The 20,366-nt window shown below is 74.9% G+C and carries 17 protein-coding genes; 10 read left to right on the forward strand and 7 right to left on the reverse strand.

Features of this window, described 5'->3' with window-relative positions; genetic code table 11:
• Window positions 1-138: 138 nt before the first annotated feature.
• The 8 genes from ACYQ77_RS16510 (at window position 139) to ACYQ77_RS16545 (ending at window position 12,863) form a co-directional block, all read left to right on the forward strand.
• Window positions 139-1,149, forward strand: coding sequence for a sensor histidine kinase (locus tag ACYQ77_RS16510; protein ID WP_459712106.1), 1,011 nt, complete (start codon window positions 139-141; stop codon window positions 1,147-1,149).
• A complete protein-coding gene (locus ACYQ77_RS16515; RefSeq protein ID WP_459712109.1) occupies window positions 1,142-2,239 on the forward strand; it encodes a hypothetical protein in 1,098 nt (365 codons plus the stop codon). Before ACYQ77_RS16510 ends, ACYQ77_RS16515 begins: the two co-directional genes overlap by 8 nt.
• On the forward strand, window positions 2,224-2,874 hold the full coding sequence (locus ACYQ77_RS16520; RefSeq protein WP_459712112.1) for a response regulator: 651 nt from the start codon (window positions 2,224-2,226) through the stop codon (window positions 2,872-2,874). The genes ACYQ77_RS16515 and ACYQ77_RS16520 overlap by 16 nt, the downstream gene beginning before the upstream one ends.
• 78 nt (window positions 2,875-2,952) lie before the next feature.
• Window positions 2,953-6,549 carry a DUF4132 domain-containing protein gene (locus ACYQ77_RS16525; RefSeq protein ID WP_459712114.1) on the forward strand — a complete coding sequence of 1,199 codons (3,597 nt, stop codon included), beginning with the start codon at window positions 2,953-2,955 and terminating at the stop codon, window positions 6,547-6,549.
• Entirely contained in the window at window positions 6,546-7,634 is a 1,089-nt protein-coding gene (locus ACYQ77_RS16530) for an ATP-binding protein (protein ID WP_459712116.1), read from the forward strand. Before ACYQ77_RS16525 ends, ACYQ77_RS16530 begins: the two co-directional genes overlap by 4 nt.
• Window positions 7,634-9,883, forward strand: a complete 2,250-nt coding sequence (locus ACYQ77_RS16535) for a DUF5682 family protein (RefSeq protein ID WP_459712117.1) — start codon at window positions 7,634-7,636, stop codon at window positions 9,881-9,883. The genes ACYQ77_RS16530 and ACYQ77_RS16535 overlap by 1 nt, the downstream gene beginning before the upstream one ends.
• Before the next feature lie 11 nt (window positions 9,884-9,894).
• Window positions 9,895-10,998 carry a VWA domain-containing protein gene (locus ACYQ77_RS16540; protein ID WP_459712119.1) on the forward strand — a complete coding sequence of 368 codons (1,104 nt, stop codon included), beginning with the start codon at window positions 9,895-9,897 and terminating at the stop codon, window positions 10,996-10,998.
• Window positions 10,995-12,863: an SWIM zinc finger family protein gene (locus ACYQ77_RS16545; protein WP_459712122.1), complete on the forward strand. Its 1,869-nt coding sequence runs from the start codon at window positions 10,995-10,997 to the stop codon at window positions 12,861-12,863. Before ACYQ77_RS16540 ends, ACYQ77_RS16545 begins: the two co-directional genes overlap by 4 nt.
• A gap of 71 nt (window positions 12,864-12,934) precedes the next feature.
• On the opposite strand, the gene ACYQ77_RS16550 is transcribed toward ACYQ77_RS16545, so the two are convergent.
• Entirely contained in the window at window positions 12,935-14,116 is a 1,182-nt protein-coding gene (locus tag ACYQ77_RS16550; protein WP_459712124.1) for a TerC family protein, read from the reverse strand.
• A 156-nt stretch (window positions 14,117-14,272) separates the two neighbouring features.
• Between ACYQ77_RS16550 and ACYQ77_RS16555 the strand changes: the two genes are divergently transcribed.
• Window positions 14,273-15,577 (forward strand): family 43 glycosylhydrolase, encoded by a 1,305-nt coding sequence (locus tag ACYQ77_RS16555; protein ID WP_459712127.1) that lies wholly within the window; start codon window positions 14,273-14,275, stop codon window positions 15,575-15,577.
• Here ACYQ77_RS16555 and ACYQ77_RS16560 read toward each other — a convergent pair.
• The 3 genes from ACYQ77_RS16560 to ACYQ77_RS16570 are packed head-to-tail and all read right to left on the reverse strand — an operon-like array spanning window position 15,559 to window position 17,440.
• Window positions 15,559-16,014, reverse strand: a complete 456-nt coding sequence (locus ACYQ77_RS16560; protein ID WP_459712130.1) for a GreA/GreB family elongation factor — start codon at window positions 16,012-16,014, stop codon at window positions 15,559-15,561. The genes ACYQ77_RS16555 and ACYQ77_RS16560 overlap by 19 nt on opposite strands.
• A complete protein-coding gene (locus ACYQ77_RS16565; protein ID WP_459712133.1) occupies window positions 16,011-16,175 on the reverse strand; it encodes a hypothetical protein in 165 nt (54 codons plus the stop codon). Before ACYQ77_RS16565 ends, ACYQ77_RS16560 begins: the two co-directional genes overlap by 4 nt.
• Before the next feature lie 5 nt (window positions 16,176-16,180).
• On the reverse strand, window positions 16,181-17,440 hold the full coding sequence (locus ACYQ77_RS16570; RefSeq protein ID WP_459712135.1) for an NAD(P)/FAD-dependent oxidoreductase: 1,260 nt from the start codon (window positions 17,438-17,440) through the stop codon (window positions 16,181-16,183).
• A gap of 131 nt (window positions 17,441-17,571) precedes the next feature.
• Here ACYQ77_RS16570 and ACYQ77_RS16575 point away from each other — a divergent pair, with 131 nt between their 5' ends.
• Window positions 17,572-19,125 (forward strand): PucR family transcriptional regulator, encoded by a 1,554-nt coding sequence (locus ACYQ77_RS16575; RefSeq protein ID WP_459712138.1) that lies wholly within the window; start codon window positions 17,572-17,574, stop codon window positions 19,123-19,125.
• Here ACYQ77_RS16575 and ACYQ77_RS16580 read toward each other — a convergent pair.
• The 3 genes from ACYQ77_RS16580 to ACYQ77_RS16590 form a co-directional block, all read right to left on the reverse strand.
• Window positions 19,101-19,271 (reverse strand): hypothetical protein, encoded by a 171-nt coding sequence (locus ACYQ77_RS16580; protein ID WP_459712141.1) that lies wholly within the window; start codon window positions 19,269-19,271, stop codon window positions 19,101-19,103. The two genes, ACYQ77_RS16575 and ACYQ77_RS16580, sit on opposite strands and share 25 nt — an antisense overlap.
• An 87-nt stretch (window positions 19,272-19,358) precedes the next feature.
• The gene (locus ACYQ77_RS16585) at window positions 19,359-19,718 is read right to left on the reverse strand and encodes a hypothetical protein (RefSeq protein WP_459712144.1); all 360 of its coding nucleotides are present in this window, start codon (window positions 19,716-19,718) and stop codon (window positions 19,359-19,361) included.
• A gap of 20 nt (window positions 19,719-19,738) precedes the next feature.
• On the reverse strand, window positions 19,739-20,365 hold the full coding sequence (locus ACYQ77_RS16590; protein WP_459712146.1) for a DUF1345 domain-containing protein: 627 nt from the start codon (window positions 20,363-20,365) through the stop codon (window positions 19,739-19,741).
• Window position 20,366: the final 1 nt, after the last annotated feature.

Here is a 20,366-nt window from a genome sequence, read left to right on the forward strand (position 1 = left end):
TCTACAAGTGTGTCCTCTGTGGCGACGGCGGCTGAGGGGAGGACCGTGGTGCGGCCGGGGTCTCCGAGCGGGCGCGTCGAGGCCGAGTCGCTCGCCGTCGGGCGCCGGTTCGCCGGTCCAGCGCGCGGGGCGGGCTTGGTGCTCATCAGCCTCTTCGGCCTGGTCGCCACGCCACCGGCGCTGGTGCCGTGGGGATGGGCGGTGCTCGTGCTCGTGGTCGCCGGTGGCGTGGCGGACTGCCTGCCCGCCGCCACCGGGCGCGGTGCCGTGCTCGCGCTCGTGCTGGCCGTCGCCCGTGTCTGCGCGATCTCGCTGCTCACCCAGAACTGGGGCCCGCAGCCGAACCTGTGGGCGGTCACCGCGCTGACCACGACCGCGATCACCGTCCAGTGGGAGTGGTCGTGGCGTGTCGCGGTGCCGGTCACCGCCGGGGTGCTGGCCGTCCACGTCGCCGTGACCGGGCTGGCCGGCAGCGGTGGCACGGTGCTGCGCGTGGCGCTGGAGTGCGCGCTCGCCCGGTTGATGTTCGTGGTGGTGCGGCGGGAGGGCAGGCGCGTCGACGACCTGCGGACCCGCCGGGCGGCGCTGGAGCGAGCGGCGGTCCTCGCGCTGGCGCGGCGCAGGCGGGAACGCGAGTACCTGGCGCTGTTGCACGACACGGCGGCGGTGACGTTCCAGCTCGTCGCGGCCCGGGGCGCGGCGCGGGCCGCGGTCGCGGAGTACGCGCGGCACGACCTCTCCGCGCTCACCGCGAAGTCCACACAGGACAGTGCGGTGGACATCGCGGTCTCGTTGCGCGCGGTGGTGGACCGGGCGCCGCTGGCCGTCGGCACGCGGTGGCGGGACGTGCCCCTGGTGCCCGCGTCGGTGGTGCTCGCGATCGTGCGCGCGGTGCGGGAGGCGCTGACCAACGTGGCGCGGCACGCGGGCGTCGGCACCGCGGTGCTGGCGGTCCGCGGCACGGGCGACGGCGTGACCGTGGAGATCAGCGACACGGGCACGGGGTTCGACCCCGGCGCGGTGCCGCCGCACCGGCGCGGTCTGCGCGGCTCGGTCGTGGAACGCATGGCGGCGGTCGGCGGCCGCGCGGAGATCGCGTCGCGGCCGGGCGCCGGCACGACCGTGCGGCTGGTGTGGCCCGATGGCTGACCGGCCGGACCACGTGTACGCGACGGTGCGGATCGCGCTCCTCGCCGTGGTCGTCGTGCTGCAGGCGGGCATCGGCTTCACCCCGCTGCTGACCTTCCGGCACGAGCCGATGTGGGCGGCCGTCTCGGCGTGCGCCGCGTTCGCGGTGGTCACCGCCACCGCCGCGGTGTGGGTGCTGCGCCGCAGGCCGCTGCCGGCCGCGGTGGTGGCCGCCTGCACCGCGGTGGTGGCCGCCGCGTCGGCGGTGGCGACGGCCGCGCTGCCGCCGGGCGGGGTCTTCCACGCCCCGCACTGGTCGTTCGGGCTCGCCGGCTGGCAGCTCGTGCTGCTCCTGCTGGACCGGAAAGCCCTGCTGGGCGCGGTGTTCGGCGGGCACATCGCCGTGAGCGTGGCCCAGTCCGTCCACGCGGGCCTGTCCGCGCCCGCCGACGTGGGCGCCGCCGGGGTCTTCGTGCTCAGCGGGACGACCGTGCAGGTGACCGTCGTGCTCGCGACGTACATGCTGCACCACCGCGCCCGGCACGTGGCCGCGCTGGCGGCCGCGCGGGACCGGGTGGAGGTCCGCGCGGCGCTCGCCGAGCAGTGGGAACAGGACCAGCGCGCCGGGTTCGCCGAGCAGCTGGGGCTGGCGCTGCCGCTGCTCGCCGGGCTCGCCGACGGCGAGGCCGACCCCGGCGACGAGGACGTCCGGCGCCGCTGCGCGCTCGCCGCCACCCAGCTGCGCAGGCTCTTCGCCGAGCACGACGCCGAGCACGACGCGGTCCCGGACCCGCTCGTGCACGAGGTGTCGGCGTGCGTCGACGTCGCCCAGCGCCGCGGTGTGCTGGTGTCGCTCGCGGTCAGCGGCACGGCGGTGCCGGTGCCGAGGGACGTGCGGCGCGACCTGACCGGACCGGTGGTGGCGGCGCTGGCCGCGACGCGGGAGCGGGCCAGGGTGAGCGTGCTGCGCACCGCGGACGAGGTGCGGGTCGCCGTGATCACGGACGCGGGCGGCCTGGCCGCCCCATCGGCCGCGTCGACCGGGGTCGCCGTGGACAGCGACGTCTGCGGGGAGCACACGATGGTGGAGGCACGATGGCGGACGAGCTGACCGCGGTGGTCGTGGACGACCACCCCGCCGTGCGCGCGGGCGTCACCCAGTGGTTGTCGGCCGGCACGCCGCCGATCCGGGTCGTGGCGGCCTGCGACGACGTCGGCGGCGCGTGGCTCGGGGACGGCGCCGACGCCGACGTGATCATCCTCGACCTGCACCTGAACAAGCCGGCGCCGGTGTTCGGGGACCTGCGCAGGCTGGCCGAGGCGGGCAGGCACGTCGTCGTCTACTCGATGCGCGCGGACGACGGGATCGCGTTGCGGTGCCTGGAACTGGGCGCGTTGAGCTACCTGACGAAGGCGGAGGGCGGGGACCACCTCGTGCGGGCGGCGCGTGCCGCGGCGGCGGGCCGGGCCTACACGCCGCCCGCGCTGGCTGGCGCGCTCGCGGGTGACCGCTCCCCCACCCGGCCGGCGTTGTCGGCCAGGGAGACCGAGGTGCTGGTGGAGTGGTTCCAGTCGGAGTCCAAGGAGTTCGTGGCGCGGCGGCTGGGGATCTCGGTGAACACGGTCAACTCCCACCTGGAACACATCCGGGTCAAGTACGCGATGATCGGCCGCGAGGCGCCGACCAAGGCCGCTCTGGTCGCCCGCGCGATCCAGGACGGGCTGGTGCGGCTCGACGATCTGTGACGATCCACTCCGGAATGTCGGTGCGTCCGGCTAGCGTGAGCGCGCGGTCGGAGGAAGTACGGCAGGAGAGAGTGGAACGTGCGGCGTCTGGAGTACATCGGTGGCGGCTCGGCGAAGTTCTGGGAGGGGGTGGTGCAGGGCAGCGACGTGGTCGTGTCCTGGGGGCGGATAGGCACCGACGGGCAGTCGAAGCGCAAGGAGTTCGCCTCCGCCGAGGCGGCCGGGGCGTTCCTCGCGAAGCAGGCCGACGAGAAGATCAAGAAGGGCTACACCGACGCGGGCACCGCCGCGGCACCGGCCGCACCGGCCAAGGAACCGGCGGCGGGCACACCGGCGGCGGCACCGGTCGCGACACCGGCGGCCGGGCCCGACGAGGACACGTTCGACCCGCCACCGGGGCTGGTCCGGATGGCGTACGCACGACGTGACCAGGGCACGCCTCGCCACCGGCCGTCCGCCGACGCGCGGGCGGCGGTCGAGAAGCTCGTCGCGAAGTACCGGAGCCGGATCGACGCCGTGCTCGACGCGGACGGCACCGACCAGGAGATCGCCGCCGCCGCGCGCCGCCACCTCGGCGGCACGCCGGACCCGCTGGGCGCCGCCGCGGTGCTGTTCCTCGTCGCCCTGCACGCCTCCTACCACGACCGGGACCAGACCAGCCGGTTCGGGCAGTACCTGGTGGCCGAGCACGGCGTGCTGTTCGCCGTCGAGGCGTCGATGCGGCTGGCCACGCTCGCCGCCGGGGCCACGAGCGGCGGGTCACGGGGCAACAACCTGCGCCGCACCACCGCGGGTGAGCGCCTGCCGTGGCGCTGGCCCGGCGCGGACGTGCTCGGCGACGTCCGCACCGCGCTCGCGGCGGCCGACGACGACGAGTACGCGAAGGCCGTCGCCACCATCGGCGCGCTGCGCACGGACGCCAACACCCGGCTCGTCGCCGCGTTCCTGGCCCCGACCGAGACGGCGTGGGCGGACGAGCTGACCGCCGACGTCGACCACACCGACCACCTGACGGTCTGGCTGTACCTGTGTGCCGTGCGCAGCGTGGACCAGCTCGCCGACGTCACGTTCGCCGAGTACGCGCTCGACCGCAACGCCAGGACGCTGCCGACCCTCGTGCGCACGCTCGGTCCCGCCGTCGCACCGGTCCTCGCGCGGTGGTGCGAGAAGGCCGACAACGACGTGCGCAAGCGCCTGCTCGCGGCGATCGTCGCGATGCCGACCGACGACGCGTTCCGGTCGCTGGTCGCCAAGGCCGACCAGGCGCCGTACCGGGCCGCCCTGCAGGAGGCCGCGCCACGCTACCCGGTGCGGGCCACGCGCGTGCTGGCCGAGGCCGCCGCGGCGGGCAACCAGGTGGCCGTCGAGCTGCTGCGCGCCCACCTGCTCACCCGCCAGGAGCTGCTCACCGACGTCGTGCCGACCCTGCCCGGCGCGGCGCGGGAGGCCGCGCTCGCCACCCAGGAGGGCGTCGTCCGGCTGCCCGACGCGCCTGCCGACCTGCTGCCGCCGGTGCTGGCCAGTCCACCGTGGACCCGCAAGCGCACGACCGCGGCACGGGTGGTGCTGCCGGACCTGGCCGTGACCGCGCCGACCCGTGTCGTGTGGGCCGACGGGGAACGCGACCAGGCGTTCGCCCAGCGGGCGCGGATCTCCTACGGCCGCCACCGGAGCGGCGGCATCGACTGGACGGCGGAGCTGGCGCGGTACGGCGGGAACGACTGGGCGCTGCCGTCGATCCTGCTGCACGCGCCGGACGACGTGGCGCTGGCGACGCTCAAGGCGTGGCGGCCCGAGCGGGTCCACAACGTCGACATCTGGGGCCCCGCGCTGCTGGCCCGGTTCGACGTCGACGCCGTGCCCGTCGTGACCGCGGTGGCGGCGGCGAGCAGCGGCCAGGACGACCTCAGGGCGCTGCTGCCCGTGCTGGACACGGACGTCGCGACCACCATGGCGACGGCGCTGGCGAAGCGCCGCACGGCCCGGCCGGTCGTGAAGTCCTGGCTGCTGCGGCACCGCCTCGCGGTGCTCCCCTACCTGCTGCCCACCGCGCTCGGCACGGCGGGCAAGGTCCGCGACGCGGCCGAGGCGGCGCTGCGGGCGCTGGCCGCCACCGAGGGCGCCGACGCCGTGGTGGCCGAGACCGAACGGCTCGCGGGTGCGGAGGCCGCCGAGGGGGTCTCCCGCGTTCTCGCCACCGACCCGCTCGAGCTGCTGCCGAGGAAGCTGCCGGTGCCCGGCGCGTGGGCCGACCCGGCCGCGCTGCCGCAGATCCGCATGCGGGACAAGGAGTTCGCCCTCCCCACGGCGTCGACCGCGGACGTGGTGACGATGTTCGCGCTCGGCACGCCCGACGAGCCCTACGGTGGCGTCGCGCAGGTCGCCGAGGCGTGCGACCCGGCCTCGCTCGCCGAGTTCGGGTGGGCGGTGTTCGAGGCGTGGCGCAAGGCGGGCATGCCGTCGAAGGACGGCTGGGCGCTCACCGCGCTGGCCGCGGTCGGCGACGACGAGACCGTGCGGCGGCTCTCGCCGATCATCCGCGCCTGGCCGGGCGAAGGCGGGCACGCCCGCGCGGTCACCGGCCTGGACGTGCTCGCCGAGATCGGCACCGACGTGGCGCTCATGCACCTCAACGGCATCGCGCAGAAGGTCAAGTTCTCCGGGCTCAAGGCACGCGCCAAGGAGAAGATCGAGCTGGTCGCGGCCAAGCTCGGGCTGACGGCGGAGCAGCTCGCCGACCGGCTCGTGCCCGACCTCGGGCTCGCCGAGGACGGCACGCTCGTCCTCGACTACGGCCCGAGGAAGTTCGTCGTCGGCTTCGACGAGGCGCTGCGGCCGACCGTGTCGGACGAGGACGGCACCCGCCGCAAGGCGCTGCCCAAGCCGGGTGCCAAGGACGACGAGGAGCTCGCGACGGCCGCCTACCAGCGGTTCGCCGGGCTGAAGAAGGACGTCCGCACCCTCGCGGCCGACCAGATCCTGCGCCTGGAGCGGGCCATGGTGTCCGGGCGGCGGTGGAGCCACGACGACTTCGCCACCTACTTCTCCGGGCACCCGCTGCTGTGGCACGTCGTGCGCAGGCTCGTGTGGGGTGTCTACGACACCGACGGCAAGCCGGTCGGCGCGTTCCGGCTGGCCGAGGACCGCACGCTCGCCGACGTCGACGACGAGACCTGCACCCCGCCCGAGGGCACGGTCGTCGGCGTCGCGCACCCGCTCCACCTCGGCGAGGCGCTCGCGGGCTGGGCCGAGGTGTTCGCCGACTACGAGATCCTGCAACCGTTCCCGCAGCTCGGCCGCCCGATCATGGCGCTGACCGACGAGGAGCGCGCCGCGCTGACGCTCACCAGGTTCGACGGGACGACCGTCAGCGTCGGCAAGGTCCTCGGGCTCACCAAACGCGGCTGGGAACGGACCGCGCCGCAGGACGGCGGCGTCGAGGCCGGCGTGGTCAAACCCCTGCCGGGCGGCTGGTTCGGGGTGCTCGAGCTGGAGGACGGCATCGTCGCGGGCGAGCCGACGATGCTCGGCGAGCACCAGAAGATCCGCCGCGTCTTCCTCTCGACCGACCACGACGGCTGGTGGGGCAGGGAGGACACGCCGTTCGGCACGCTCGACCCGGTGTCGGCGAGCGAACTGCTGTCCGACCTGACCGAGCTGGTGAGCGCCACATGACCACCGTGGCAGACCTGCAGCGCCCGCCCGCGGAGGTCCGGTTCGCCGACGAGCTGGCCCGCCTGCGCGACCAGGACACCGCGCCCCGCCCGCCCGGCTGGGCGCTGAGCCTCGACGCGGCCCGCCGGTTCGTGGTCGGCGACGCCAAGCTGGGCGTGCGCAACAAGTTCGTCGGCGATCCGTCCCTTGTGGACCGTGCGCTGGTCACGCTCGCCACCAGCCGCGGGCTGCTGCTCGTCGGTGAGCCGGGCACGGCGAAGTCGCTGCTCTCCGAGCTGATCGCGACCGCCGTGAGCGGCGAGTCGACGCTCACCATCCAGGGCGGCGCGGCCACCACCGAGGACCAGATCCGCTACTCGTGGAACTACGCGATGCTCGTCGCGGAAGGCCCGTCGACGCGGTCGCTGGTGCCCGCACCGCTGCTGCGCGGCATGGCGGAGGGCAAGGTGGTGCGGTTCGAGGAGATCACCCGCTGCCCGCTCGAGGTGCAGGACTCGCTGCTGTCCCCGCTGTCCGACCGGGTGCTGGCGATCCCCGAGCTGACCGGCCAGGACGCGATGGTGTTCGCCAAGGACGGGTTCAACGTCATCGCCACCGCCAACACCCGCGACCGGGGCGTCAACGAGATGAGCGCGGCGCTCAAACGCCGGTTCAACTTCGAGACCGTGTTCCCGATCCCCGACCTGGACACCGAGCTGGCGCTCGTGGAGACGGAGTCGGCGGAGCTGCTGCGCCGCTCCGGGGTGCCGGTGGCACAGCGCCGCGACGTGCTGGAGGTGCTGGTCACCACGTTCCGCGAGCTGCGGGCGGGCACCGGGCGCGGTGGCGGCGACCGGCTGTCCACGGTGCTCAGCACGGCCGAGGCGGTGTCGGTCGCGCACGCCGTCGGGTTGCGCGGCTGGTACCTGCGCCGCGAGGCGGGGTCGGCGGAGGACGTCGTCGAGTGCCTCGCCGGGACGGCCGCCAAGGACAGCCCGGACGACCTCGCGAAGCTGCGCCGCTACCTGGAGCACGACGCGGCCCGGCGCAAGCACTCGCAGGCGTGGGGCGAGCTGCACGCCGCCCGGCTGCGGCTGCCCGGCTGATGACCGCACCCGTACACGTCGTCGGGGTCCGGCACCACAGCCCGGCGTGCGCGCGGCTGGTGCGTGAGACGATCGCCGCGCACCGGCCCGCGCACGTGCTGATCGAAGGCCCGGCCGACTTCTCCGGCCGGATCGGCGAGCTGCTGCTCGGGCACACCCCGCCGGTGGCGATCTTCGGCTACGTGCACGACGCGGTCCGCACCCGGCTGTCGTGGGCGCCGTTCTGCGACTACTCCCCGGAGTGGATCGCGCTGACCGACGGGCACGCGGCGGGCGCCGAGGTGCGGTTCATCGACCTGCCCGGCTGGCGGGCGGCCGAGACCGAGAACGTCTACGCGGACGCGGAACGCCGCTACGCCGAGGCGTCCGAGCGGTTGTGCGCGGCGTTCGCGGTGGACAACACCGACGTGCTGTGGGACCACCTCGTCGAGGCGCACCCGCACGAGGGGCTCGCGGAGCGGCTCACCACGTACTTCGACCTGGTGCGTGGCGAGGCGGACGCCGGGGCCGAGGACACCGCGCGTGAGGAGTACATGGCGCGGTGGATCGCGGCGGCGGCCGCCCGGGGCGACGGCCCGGTCGTCGCGGTCGTCGGCGGCTTCCACCGCCCGGCGCTGCTGGCCCGCCTCGCGTCCGCCTGCGCGGACCCGGAATGGCCCGCGGTGCCGGCGGTCCCCGCGGACACCGAGGTCGGCAGCTACCTGGTGCCGTACTCGCACCGCAGGCTCGACGCGTTCACCGGCTACGCCTCCGGCATGCCCTCCCCCGGCTACTACCAGCGGCTCTGGGAGGCCGGGCCGAAGGCGGCGGCGACCGGGCTGGTGGCCGACGTGGTGACGCGCCTGCGGGCCCGCCGCCAGCCCGTGTCCACCGCGGACCTGATCTCGGCGACGGCGCTCGCCGAGGGGCTCGCCGCGTTGCGCGGGCACCCGCACCCGGCCCGCACGGACGTACTGGACGGCCTCGTCAGCGCGCTCGTGTCGGACGCGCTGGAGCAGCCGCTGCCGTGGTCGGCACGCGGTCCGCTGGCGGCGGGCGCGCACCCGGTCGTGGTGGAGATGGTCGCCGCGCTCACCGGTGACCGCACCGGCCGCCTGCACCCGGACACCCCGGCGCCACCGCTGGTCGGCGCGGTCGCGGCGGAGCTGGCCGCGCTGGACCTCGACGGCGACCGGGAGGTCCGGCTCGACCTCACCGACCCGACCGACCTGCGGCGCAGCCGCGTCCTGCACCGGCTGCGGGTGCTCGGCATCCCCGGCGTGGCGCGCACGTCCGGGCCGTCGGCGGGGAAGGACGCGACCGCGGCCGAACGCTGGCAGCTCACCACCTCCGACCGCCGCGAGTCCGCGCTGATCGAGGCGGCCGCCCGCGGCGGCACCCTGCCGGACGCGGCCGCCGCCACGCTCGCCGCCCTGGCCGGGGACCGGGACGAGGTGGGCGCGTTGGCCGGGCTGCTGTACGACGCGGCGCTGTGCGGGCTCGCGGACCTGGCGGGTGACCTGACCACCCGCGTCGCCGCCGGGGTGCGGTCCGCGCGCGACCTGGGCCCGCTCGGCGCGGCGCTGCGGGTCGCGCTCGGGTTGTGGCGGCACGACCGGCTGCTCGGCACCGCGGGCAGCCCGCTGCTGGGCACGGTCGTCACCACCGCGGTCACGCGGGCGCTGTGGCTTGCGGAAGGCGTGCGCGGCGGGGACGCGCCGGCGGAACCGGCGCGGCTGCGCGCGCTCGCCGCGGTCCGGGACGCCGTCCGCGACGGCGGCGCCGCGCTCGACCTCGGCACGGAACCGGCCGTGAGCGTCGGCCGCAGGCTGTTCGCGAACCGCGACGTACCACCGGACCTGCGTGGCGCGGGGCTGGGGCTGTGCTGGGCGCTCGGCGAGCCGGTGACCGCGGCCGACGCCGTGCCGCGCACGCCGTCGGTGCTCGGCGACTGGCTCGCCGGGCTGTTCGCGGTGGCCCGGGAGGAGGTGCTCGACGACGACGGCCTCACCGCCGTGCTCGACGGGCTGGTGAGCGCGTTGTCGGCGCACGACTTCCTGATCGCGCTGCCCGCGCTGCGGCAGGCGTTCGAGTTCTTCCCGCCCGCGGAACGGGAACGGTTCGCGACCGCGCTCGTGGCCCGCCGCGGCGCGGGGTCCGCGCGCGCACTGCTGCGGGTGCGGGCCGACCCGGTGCTGGTGGCCGGCGGCGCGGCCGTCGAGGAGGCGATCGACGAGATGCTCACGCGGGCGGGGTTGGCGGACCTGTGAACGACGCACCGATGACGGACCTGGAGCGCTGGCGGCTGGTGCTCGGCGCACCCGCGGCCGGCATGGCCCCGCTCGGCGGCGACGCCGAGGCCATGGACGCCGCACTGTCCTGGTTGTACGGCCGCGACCCCGGGCTCGCCGAGCGCGGGGTGCGTGCGGGCGGCAACGAGGACTCGCGGATCACGCCCGTCGACTGGCTCGACGACGTGCACCGCCTGTTCCCGAGGGAAACCGTGGAGCGGCTGGAACGCGACGCGGTGGAGCGCTACGACGTCCACGAGATCGTCACCGACCCGGAGGTGCTGGCGCGGGTCGAGCCGAACCCGGCGCTGCTGCGGGCGGTGCTGCGCACCAAGCACCTGATGAACCCCGAGGTGCTCGCGCTGGCGCGGCGGATCGTCGCGGAGGTGGTGCGGGAGCTGCTGGCGCGGCTGCGGACCGAGGTGCGGCGCGGCCTGACCGGCACCCGGCTGCGCAGGCCGAGCAACTTCCGGCAGGCACGCGACTTCGACTTCCGCGGCACCGTGCGCGCCAACCTCGCGCACTACCAACCGGACCAGAAGCGGCTGCTGATCGAACGGCCCCGGTTCACCTCCCGCGGCAGGCGGCACACGCAGCCGTGGCAGCTGGTGCTGCTGGTCGACCAGTCCGGGTCCATGGTGGACTCGGTGATCCACTCGGCGGTGACCGCCGCCTGCCTGTGGGGCGTGCCGGGCCTGCGCACGCACCTGGTCGCGTTCGACACCGACGTCGTCGACCTGACGTCGGACGTGACCGACCCGGTCGAGCTGCTGATGCGGGTGCAGCTCGGTGGCGGCACCGACATCGCGAAGGCCGTCCGCTACGGCGCCGACCTGGTGGACGCGCCGAGGCGGGCGATCGTCGCGATCGTCTCCGACTTCTTCGAGGGCGGTGACGACGGCGCACTGGTGCGCACGGTGGCGGGGCTGGTCGGGCAGGGCACGCACGTGCTGTGCCTCGCGGCGCTGGACGAGACCGCGAACCCCCGGTACGACCGCGCGCTCGGGCAACGGCTCGCGGACGTCGGCGCGCACGTCGGCGCGATGACGCCGGGTCACCTGGCGGAGTTCGTGGCGGAGAGGATCGGCCGGTGAGAGCGGACCTGCTGGCGCTGACGGCCGACGCGCTCGCCGGCCTGGCGAACCGGGGCCTGGTCAAGCGCGCGACCAAGGAGCTGGACACCGTCCCGCCGGTCGTCGCCGCCGCGGACGGCACCGTCGAGGCGACCTTCGCCGACGGCGCGACGGTGACGCTGCCCCCGGGCCACGGCCTGGACACGGCGAACTGCACGTGCGGCGCGCCCGGGATCTGCAGGCACCGCATCGGCGCGGTGCTCGCCTACCAGCGCGACCATTCGTCAGCGCCGCCGGTCGCGACCGTCCCGGCCGGCTGGCCGGGTTCGGTCACCGACGAGGAGCTGACCGCGCAGTTCGGCGCCCGCACGGTCACCGCGGCCCGCCGGATGATCAGCGCGGGGCTCACCGCACGGGTGCGCAGGCACGCCATGACCGTGGAGACCCCGTCGGCGACCGTGCGGTTCCTGGTGCCCGGCGAGCTGGGGTTCGTCGACTGCGACGCCCGCGCCGAGGCCAGGGACGCGCTGGTCGTCGTCGCCGTGTGGGCGTTCCGCCACGCGGACGCGACGCAGCCGGACGTGACCGTGGACCTGAGCGGGCACCCGGACCGGCCGGTCCCCGCGGCGATGGCCGGGGTGGCGACCACGGCCGGTGAGCTGCTGCGCACCGGCGTCGTGGCGGCCGACGAGGTGCTGGTCGCGGCGCTGCGCCGGGAACTCGCCGCGTGCGAGCGGGCGAACCTGCGCTGGCCCGCGGCGGCCCTGGCGGAGCTGGTCGACCAGCTGTCGGCGTACGGCACGCGGTCCGCGCAGCACGACCCGGTGCGGGTCGCGGAGCTGATCGCGGAGCTGCACGCCCGCCACCACGCGGCGGCGCGGGCGCCGTCGCGGGTGCTGGGCGCCGACGAGCCCGCGGAGACACCGCTGCGGCAGGTGCGCCTGGTGGCGCTGGGCTGCCGGGTGGGCCGCGACGACGCCGAGGACGCGGCCACCGCGGAGGTGTTCCTCGCCCACCCGGGCACGGAGACGGTGCTCGCGGTGCGGCACCGCTGGGCGGGGCACGCGGGTGCGATGGCGTCCCGGAGGCTGGCGGGCACGACGCTCGCGTCGCTCGCCGCGGGCAACGTGGTCAGCGAGGCCGCGGTGCGCAGCGCGGGCCGGGTGGTGCGGTTCGGCGCGGGCAGGCTGGCGCGCACGACGGTCAGCCCGCTCGGCGAGTCGTGGACCGAGCTGCCTGCGGCGCTGCGCCCGTCGGTCACGGAGGCGCTGGCGCAGCTGACGGGCCTGCCACCGAGGGTGGTGCGCCCGAGGGTCGCGGCCGAGCTGGTCCGCGTGCTGCCGGTCGCGGCGGTGCGGCAGGTCCGCTACCACGCTGGCGCGCAACGACTGGACGCGGTGGTCGCGGACCACGACGGCGCCGTGGCGACGGTGAGCCTGGCCCACCGCCCGGCCGCCCCCGGCGCACTCGACGCGCTGGCGAACGCACTGTCGGCCGGGCCGCTGGAGGTGAGCGGCACGATCCGCCGGGCACGCGGCGGTCTCGTCGTCGAGCCGTACGCCGTGCGCACCGAGGCCGGAGTCGTCGTCCCCGACCTGGCGGCGGCGTCCGGCGCCGTCCCACCCGCCACCCAGCAGGCGGAACGCGACCCACTGGCCGCCGCGATCGCGGACGCGCTGGCACTGCTCGCCGAGGCGGCCCACCGCGGCCTGACCCGCCTGCCCCCGACGATCACCACCCGAGCCGCGCCGGTCGCCGCCGCACTGACCCGGGTGGGCCTGACCCGCTGCGGCGAAGCCGTGTCGGCGTGGGCGACGGCCCCTGCCGACCCGGGGACGTGGTTACGCGCCGAGATCCGCCTGCTCACCGCGGACGAACTGCACTAGGCGGACCCGCCGCGCCGCGGGCCGACGCGCGCGGCCCATGTCCTGACCCGCCTTTCAGGACGCGACCGCCGTCAGACCGTGGTCCGCGCGTGTTCCGCGTGGGCGCGGTACAGGAGGTCCATCAGCTTCTCCTCCTCGCGGATGCGGGCGCGGTACTTCTCCGGGAGCCGCTTGAGCGTCATCTCCTCGGTGCACAGCATGGCGAAGACCTCGGCGCGCCGGGCGGGATCGTCCTCCTCGATCTCGAGGAACTCGATCGCGTGCCTGCGCGCGGACGCGATCACGTTCTGGGCGCGACCCCACCGGCTGGTCAGCGAGACGACCACGGTGACCACGAGGACCCCGAAGATGACCAGCAGGGACAGCCCGGTGCCGATCTCCGCCACGGCGACCGGTTCGCCGTTGTTGATGAACGGCAGGTTGTTCTCGTGCAGTGCGTGCAGGACCAGCTTCACGCCGATGAACCCGAGGATCACCGCCAGCCCGTACGACAGGTACACGAGCCGGTTCAGCATCCCGTCGATGAGGAAGAACAGCTGCCGCAGCCCGAGCAGGGAGAACGCGGTGGCCGTGAACACGATGAACACGTGCTGCGTCAGCCCGAAGATGGCCGGGATGGAGTCGAGTGCGAACAGCAGGTCCGTGCCGCCGATCGCCACCATCACCAGCAACATCGGCGTCATGACCCGCCTGCCGCCCACCACGGTGAACAGCCGGTCGCCGTCGTAGTCGTCCGAGGTGCGGAACAGCTTCCGGGCGAGGCGCACCATGACGTTGTCCGCGTCGCGGTCCTCCTCCGACGACGGCTTGATCAGGTTGCCCGCGGTGACGAGCAGCACCAGCCCGAAGACGTAGAACACCCAGGAGAACAGTTCGAGCAGGGCCGCGCCGAGCAGGATGAACCCGGTGCGGGCGACCAGCGAGAACACGATGCCGAACAGCAGCACCTTCTGCTGGTTCGCCCTCGGCACCCGGAAGCTCGACATCACGACCAGGAACACGAAGAGGTTGTCCACCGACAACGCCTTCTCGGTCACGTACCCGGCGAAGTACTCGGTGCCCATGGCGGTGCCGCCGAACACCAGCACCCCGGCGCCGAACGCGAGCGCGATCCCGACGTAGAGCGCCGACCACACCGCCGCCTCGCGCAGCGTGGGGCAGTGCGCCTTGCGCACGTGCGCGACGAAGTCGAACACCAGCAGTCCCGCGATCCCGGCGATCGTCAGGAGCCACACGATCAGCGGCACGTCCACGCGGCGTCCGTCCTCTCGGGGTCGTGGTCCACAGCAGACCACCACGTCCACGGCACCGCCGCAACCTGCTGGGCCATTCGCGGGACAGGGCTGGTGCTCGGCGATCCGGTCCGGTAGTTCTCGATGGGAGGGGTTGGCTGACTGGCGGGAGTTGTTGTGAACCTGTCACGAGTCGTTCTCCTGACCGCGGCGCTCGCGCTCGCGGGCGGGCTCACCGCGCCCGTCGCCGCCGCCCAGACGGTGCCGCCCGCGGTGGTGATCAACCGGGACTTCCCCGACCCCGAGGTGCTCCAGGCCGGCGCGACCTACTACGCCTACTCGACCAGCTCCTCCCCCGGCCGCGTGCCGTACGCGACCGCGTCCGCGCCGACCGGGCCGTGGACCGTCCGCGGCGACGCCCTGCCGCAGAAGCCGTCGTGGGCGGGCAATGGCGGATTCTGGGCGCCGGACGTGTCGCGGCGCGCGGACGGCCGGTTCCTCATGTACTTCACCGGGCCGAGCGTCGCCACGGGCCGGATGTGCGTCGGCGCCGCGCTCGCCGACACCCCGGCCGGGCCGTTCGTGCCGACGTCCACCCAGCCGCTCGTGTGCAACGCCTGGGAGGGCGGCGACATCGACCCGTCGAGCTTCGTCGACAGCAACGGCGCGCGGTACCTGCTGTACAAGAACGACGGGAACGCGATCGGCCAGCCCGCGATCATCTGGCTGCAGCCCACCGCGGCGGACGGCGTGACGTTCACCGGCGCCCGCGTCGAGCTGCTGCGCAACAACCGCCCGGAGGACCAGGGCGTGATCGAGGCGCCGGTGCTGGTGCGGCGGCCGTCGCACTACGTGCTGTTCTTCTCCGCGGGTGTCTACACGAACGGCGGCTACCACACGAGCTACGCGGTGTCCGGCTCGCTGACCGGCCCGTACAGCCGCGCGTACCGGCCGCTGCTCACCACCGCGTCACTGGACGGGGCGGTCAACGGACCGGGCGGCGCAGACGTCGTGGGCAACCGGATCTTCTTCCACGGCCACCTGTCCGCGGGCGGCCGCGGCATGTACACCGCGGCGCTCGGCTGGGCCAACGACTACCCGGTGGTGCGCGGCAGCCGCGTCCGCTACGAGGTGGAGCGCGGCACGCTGAACCACGCGTACGTCCGCACCGGCGCGGCGGGCGCGTCGCAGGGCGCGGTCGCCGCGGGCATCGACTACGCCGACAGCTGGGCCGACACGACGGTGTTCGCGCCCGTCGCCGGGAACTACACCGTCCACATCGGATACGCGGCCGGGTACGGCGACGCCCAGCACACCCTCACCGTCAACGGCGGCGCGGCGCAGGTCGTCACCTACCCCGACCGCGGCTGGGACAACTGGACGCAGGTGCCGGTCGACGTGACCCTGGCGGCGGGCTTCAACACGATCCGGCTCCAGTTCCGCGGCCGGTGGGCGGAACTGGACTACCTCGAGGTCGCCTGACGGGCCGTGGTCCGGTGGTGGCCGTACGGCACGGCGGCGACCAGCGTGACGCGCACCGTGGCGCCGTTGGGCACCCGGTAGGAGCGCTGCTCGCCGGGGCGCGCGCCGGTCAGCGCCGTGCCCAGCGGCGAGAGCGGCGAGTAGACCTCGAGGTCGTCGCCGGTCTCCGCGTCGCGCAGGCCGAGCAGGAACGTCTCCTCCTCGCCGGTGTCGTCGTAGCGGACGGTGAGGACCATGCCCGGTTCGGCGACGCCGTCGTCGGGTGGGTCCTCGCCGACGACCGCGTTCGCCAGCAGTTCCCGGAGCTCCCGGATCCGGGTGGCGCGCCGGTGCGCGGTCTCGGCGGCCGTGTCGTCGGCGCTGGGCGGGGCGGGCACGAGGAGCGCGGCGAGTTCGGCGCGCAGCCGCGTGTGTGCTTCCGGGGTGAGCCAGGTCATCGGGGTGTCTCCGTCTTCACGTCGTTGGCCGCGTCGGTGGCGTAGCCCGTGGCGACACGCAGCAGGATGTCGCGTTCGACGCGGAGCAACGTGTTCTCCTTGCGCAGCCACAGGAGTTCGGACCGCTCGTCCTCGGACAGCGGCGGTGGGTGGTCGGGCATCGCGGTCACCGCAGCGGGTCCAGCGCGCGCAGGGCGGGCGGCTCCTTGCCGGTGGTGATCAGCTCGGCGAGCAGCCGCCCGGTGACCGGGCCCTGAGCGAGGCCCCACATGCCGTGCCCGCCCGCGACGAACACGTTCGGGGCACGCACCGCGCCGACGAGCGGCCGCCCGTCCGGGGTCACGGGACGAGGGCCGACCCAGACGTCCCTGCGTTCGTCCCAGCGCACACCGCGCAGGAACGGGCGGGTGGACTCGATGATCGCGGCCAGCCGGGCGGGCACACCGGGGGCGTCGGGGTCGCGGAACTCCATGGTCCCGGCGACGCGCAGGGCGCCCCGGTACGGGGTGCAGGCGACCCGGATGCCCGGCAGGTAGACCGGCCCGGGCACGGGTTCGTCGACGGGCACGGTGAACGAGTAGCCGCGTCCTGCGCGCACCGGCGTGCGCACCCCCCACTTCCTGGCGAGCGCGGGCAGCCACGCCCCGGTGGCGAGGACCGCGACGTCGGCACGGAGCGCCTTGCCCGCCGCGCGGTGCACCCGGACGCCGCTCGCGTCGGTGCGGACGTCGACGACGTCGAAGGTGTGGATCGTGGCGCCGCGGGCGACGACGGCGCGGCCCAGCGCCTGGACGAAGGCGCCCGGGTCGACGTAGCGCTGCCCGTCGATCCGCACGCCGGCGGTGAGCGCGGGGGACGCGAGCGGGACCAGTTCCCGCAGCTCGTCACCGGACAGCAGGGCGTGCCGCACCTGCTGTCCGGCCTCGGCGAGCCGGCCCAGTTCACGGATGAGGACCTGGGCCTGGCGTGGGGATTCGAAACCCGCGGTGATGGGTGCGTCGATCGTGGGCGCGGCGACCCCGCCGCGGGTGAGCGCGTCGTACGCGTCGACGGACTCGTCGTTGAGCGGCAGCCCGGCGTGCACCGCGCGGGTCCAGCTCGACCACCGGCAGTTGGCGGCGAACCGGGCGAGGAACGACCACAGCCTCGGGTCGGCCGACGCGGGCACGTGCAGCGGCGCGGACGGGCTGAGCAGCGACCGCAGCCCGTAGCGCAGGACGGCGGGCTCGTTGAGCGGGATCGCGAGACCGGGGGCGATCCAGCCCGCGTTGCCCCACGAGGCGCCCGCGGCCACGCCGGTGCGGTCGACGACCGTGACCGACACGCCGCGCTCCTGCAGGAACCACGCGGTCGACAACCCGACGATCCCGGCGCCGACGACGACCGCCGACCGTGGCCCGGAATCCAGGCGCCCGCTGCCGGACATGACGACCTCCTACACGTACTGGGACTCGAGCCCAGGATGACCCCGTTGCGACCGCCGCTTCTTGTCGAGATCGAACAAACCCCTGCTCAGCCGATGTCGAATCGCGACAAAGACACGGTTAAGCTGGCTGCATGGTCAGGTTGGACCGGCTGGTCAACGTGCTCGGCGGCTACGGGCTGCGGCTGTCCCGCTGCCCCGTCCCCCGCTCGACCGAGCTGCGCAGCGTCGTGCTGCCCGAGCAGGCGAACGGGCGGACCGTGGTGGGTGACGTGCTGCTCGCCGTCGGCGCGGGCTCGGTCGAGGAGGCGGTGCGGTGGGCGACAGCGGCCCGCGCGACCGTGGTGCTGGTGCGCGACGACCTGCCCGCCGGGGAACCGGAGGGTGCGGTCGCGGTGCTACTGGTCGACCCCGCGGTGTCGTGGAGCGAGCTGGCCGCCCTCGTGTACGGGCTCGTGCTCGAAGGCCGCGAGACCGAGTCCGGCCGGGGCCCGACCGACCTGTTCGCGCTGGCCGACAGCCTCGCCGACGCGCTGCAGGGCGCGGTGACCATCGAGGACCGGCTGTCGCGGGTGCTGGCGTACTCGAGCCTCCAGCAGCACGCCGACCGGGCGCGGGCGGACACGATCCTGGGCCGCCAGGCGCCGGAGGAGTTGCGGGCGCTGTTCGCCGCCCGCGGGGTGAGCGCGCACCTCGCGTCGTCGGACGAGCCGCTGTTCGTGCCCGCGGACGCGGACCACGGGCTCACCGGCCGCATGGTCGTCGCCGTGCGCGCGGGGCGGGAGCTGCTCGGGTCGGTGTGGGTGACCTGCCCGGAACCGCTGCACGGCCCGCGGCGCCAGGCGCTGACCGACGGCGCCCGCACGGTCGCGCTGCACCTGCTGCGCTCCCGCGCCAGCGCGGACCTCGAACGGCAGGTCGAGACCGACCTGGTGATGCGGCTGCTCGACGGCACGGCCGACGCCGCCACCGTCGTCAGCAGGCTGGGGCTGCCGCAGGGCCGGATGCGGGTCATCGCGGTGCGCGCCCACACCGCGGACCAGGAGCGGCACGCGGCGCTGCTGCTGACGTTCGACCGCGCGACCACGGGCTTCGGCTGGTCCCGCCCGGGCCGCAGCGCGCTGGCGGGCAACACCGTCTACACGCTCCTGCCCGCGGACGACGTGACCGCGGCACACGCGTGGATCACCGCGCTGCGTGCCGCCCTGCCCGCGCACCTGCTGCTGTCGGCGGGCATCAGCGCCACGGCGGCGTCCGAGGACCTCCCCGCGGCACGGCAGGAGGCGGACGAGTGCCTCGCCCTGCACGAAACCCGCGACCCCGCGAGCAGGCCGCCCGCGTACGAGGAGGCGTGGGACGACATCCTCCTCCAGCGCCTGCGCACCGCGGCGCGGTCGGGCCGCGCCCCGGCACGCGGCCCCGTCACCGAGCTGCGCAGGCACGACACGGAGAACGGCACGCAGTACGTCGCCACGCTGCGCGCGTGGCTGCGGGCGCAGGGCGACCCGGCCGGGGCGGGCCGCCTGCTCGGCGTCCACGAGAACACCGTCCGCTACCGCCTGCGCAAGATGCGCGAGCTCACCGCCCTCGACCTCGACGACGGCGGCAAACGGATCGCGATGACCATCGAGCTGGCGGCGCTCGACGAGTCGGCGCAGGAGGGTCAGCCCTGGGCGACCGCCAGGTGAAGGAAGGCCAGCACGGCACACGGCCCGGTCAGCAGGCCGACCGCGACGGCGCCGTAGAACGGCTTGTCCTTGGCGTACATGGCAACCAGCAGCCCGATCGCGGCGGCGACCACGGCGAAGAACAACACGAGCACGACAACAGACATGGGGGTCCTCAAGGGAGTGGGCGCGCCAGGGCACGGCGGAAGCCGCGCGGCCTTGGCATGCGCGGTGAACGGTGCGGAGGAGTCAGTTCACGCGCGCGGCGGCGCCCGGCTCGACCGCGGGATCACCACCGCGGCCGGCGTGCCGCAGCTGTCGATCCCGGCGACCGACGACCGCGGCTGTGGCGTGTGCCCGGGGTCAGCGGGCGGCCAGACGACCCACCAGGTGTCCGGCGTGGTCGGCGCGTGTCCCGTCGTCACCGACCCGCGCGGCCGGTCGTGCTGTTCGTCGTAGCTCGACGACGCCGCCGAGACGGTCCCGCCGTGCGCCGAGCCGGGTGCGGCCCCGACCGCGGCGGCGGTGGGCGCGGCGGGCGCGGTCCCGGCGACCAGCACCAGCAGCAGGGCGAGCAGGAGCCCCAGCCGGCTCGACCTCACCTCTGCTCGCACCCGGACAGCTTACGGGCCGGTCAGGCGGTGACGGCGCCCACGACCAGGTTGATGGTGGTGGCGAGCACGCTCGCGCCGAAGACGTAGGACAGCAGCGCGTGCCGCAGCACGACGGCACGGATGGTCGTGCTCGACACGGCGGTGTCGGAGACCTGGTAGGTCATGCCGAGGTTGTAGCTGAAGTAGAGGAAGTCCCGATAGGACGGCGGCGCCCCGGAGTTGAAGTCGACCCCGCCTTCCGGGGCGAGGTAGTAGAGGTGCGCGTACCGCGTGGCGTACATCAGGTGCAGCGCCGCCCAGGACACGAACACCCCGGCCAGCGCCACCGCCGCCGCGGCCTGGGAGTTGCCGAGCACGAGCAGCACGACGATCCCCGCGAGCCCACAGCAGGCGACCACCACGACGGCGCCCTCCTCGACAGCGGGCCGCAGATCCTCGCGCCGCGAGTTGCGCCGGGTAGCGGCGGCGTCCATCGGCCACAACACGGCCCACCCCGCCACGACGAAGACCGTCTCGGTCACGGTGATGCCCACCAGCACGCCGAGCGGCACATCAGCCAACGCGACGGTGAGCGTTCCCGCCACCGCCCCGACAACGAGCGCGACGGCGAGCCGCCCGACCGCGGACATCGAGAGCCACGTCCTCACC

The organism is Actinophytocola sp. KF-1 (assembly GCF_054661535.1).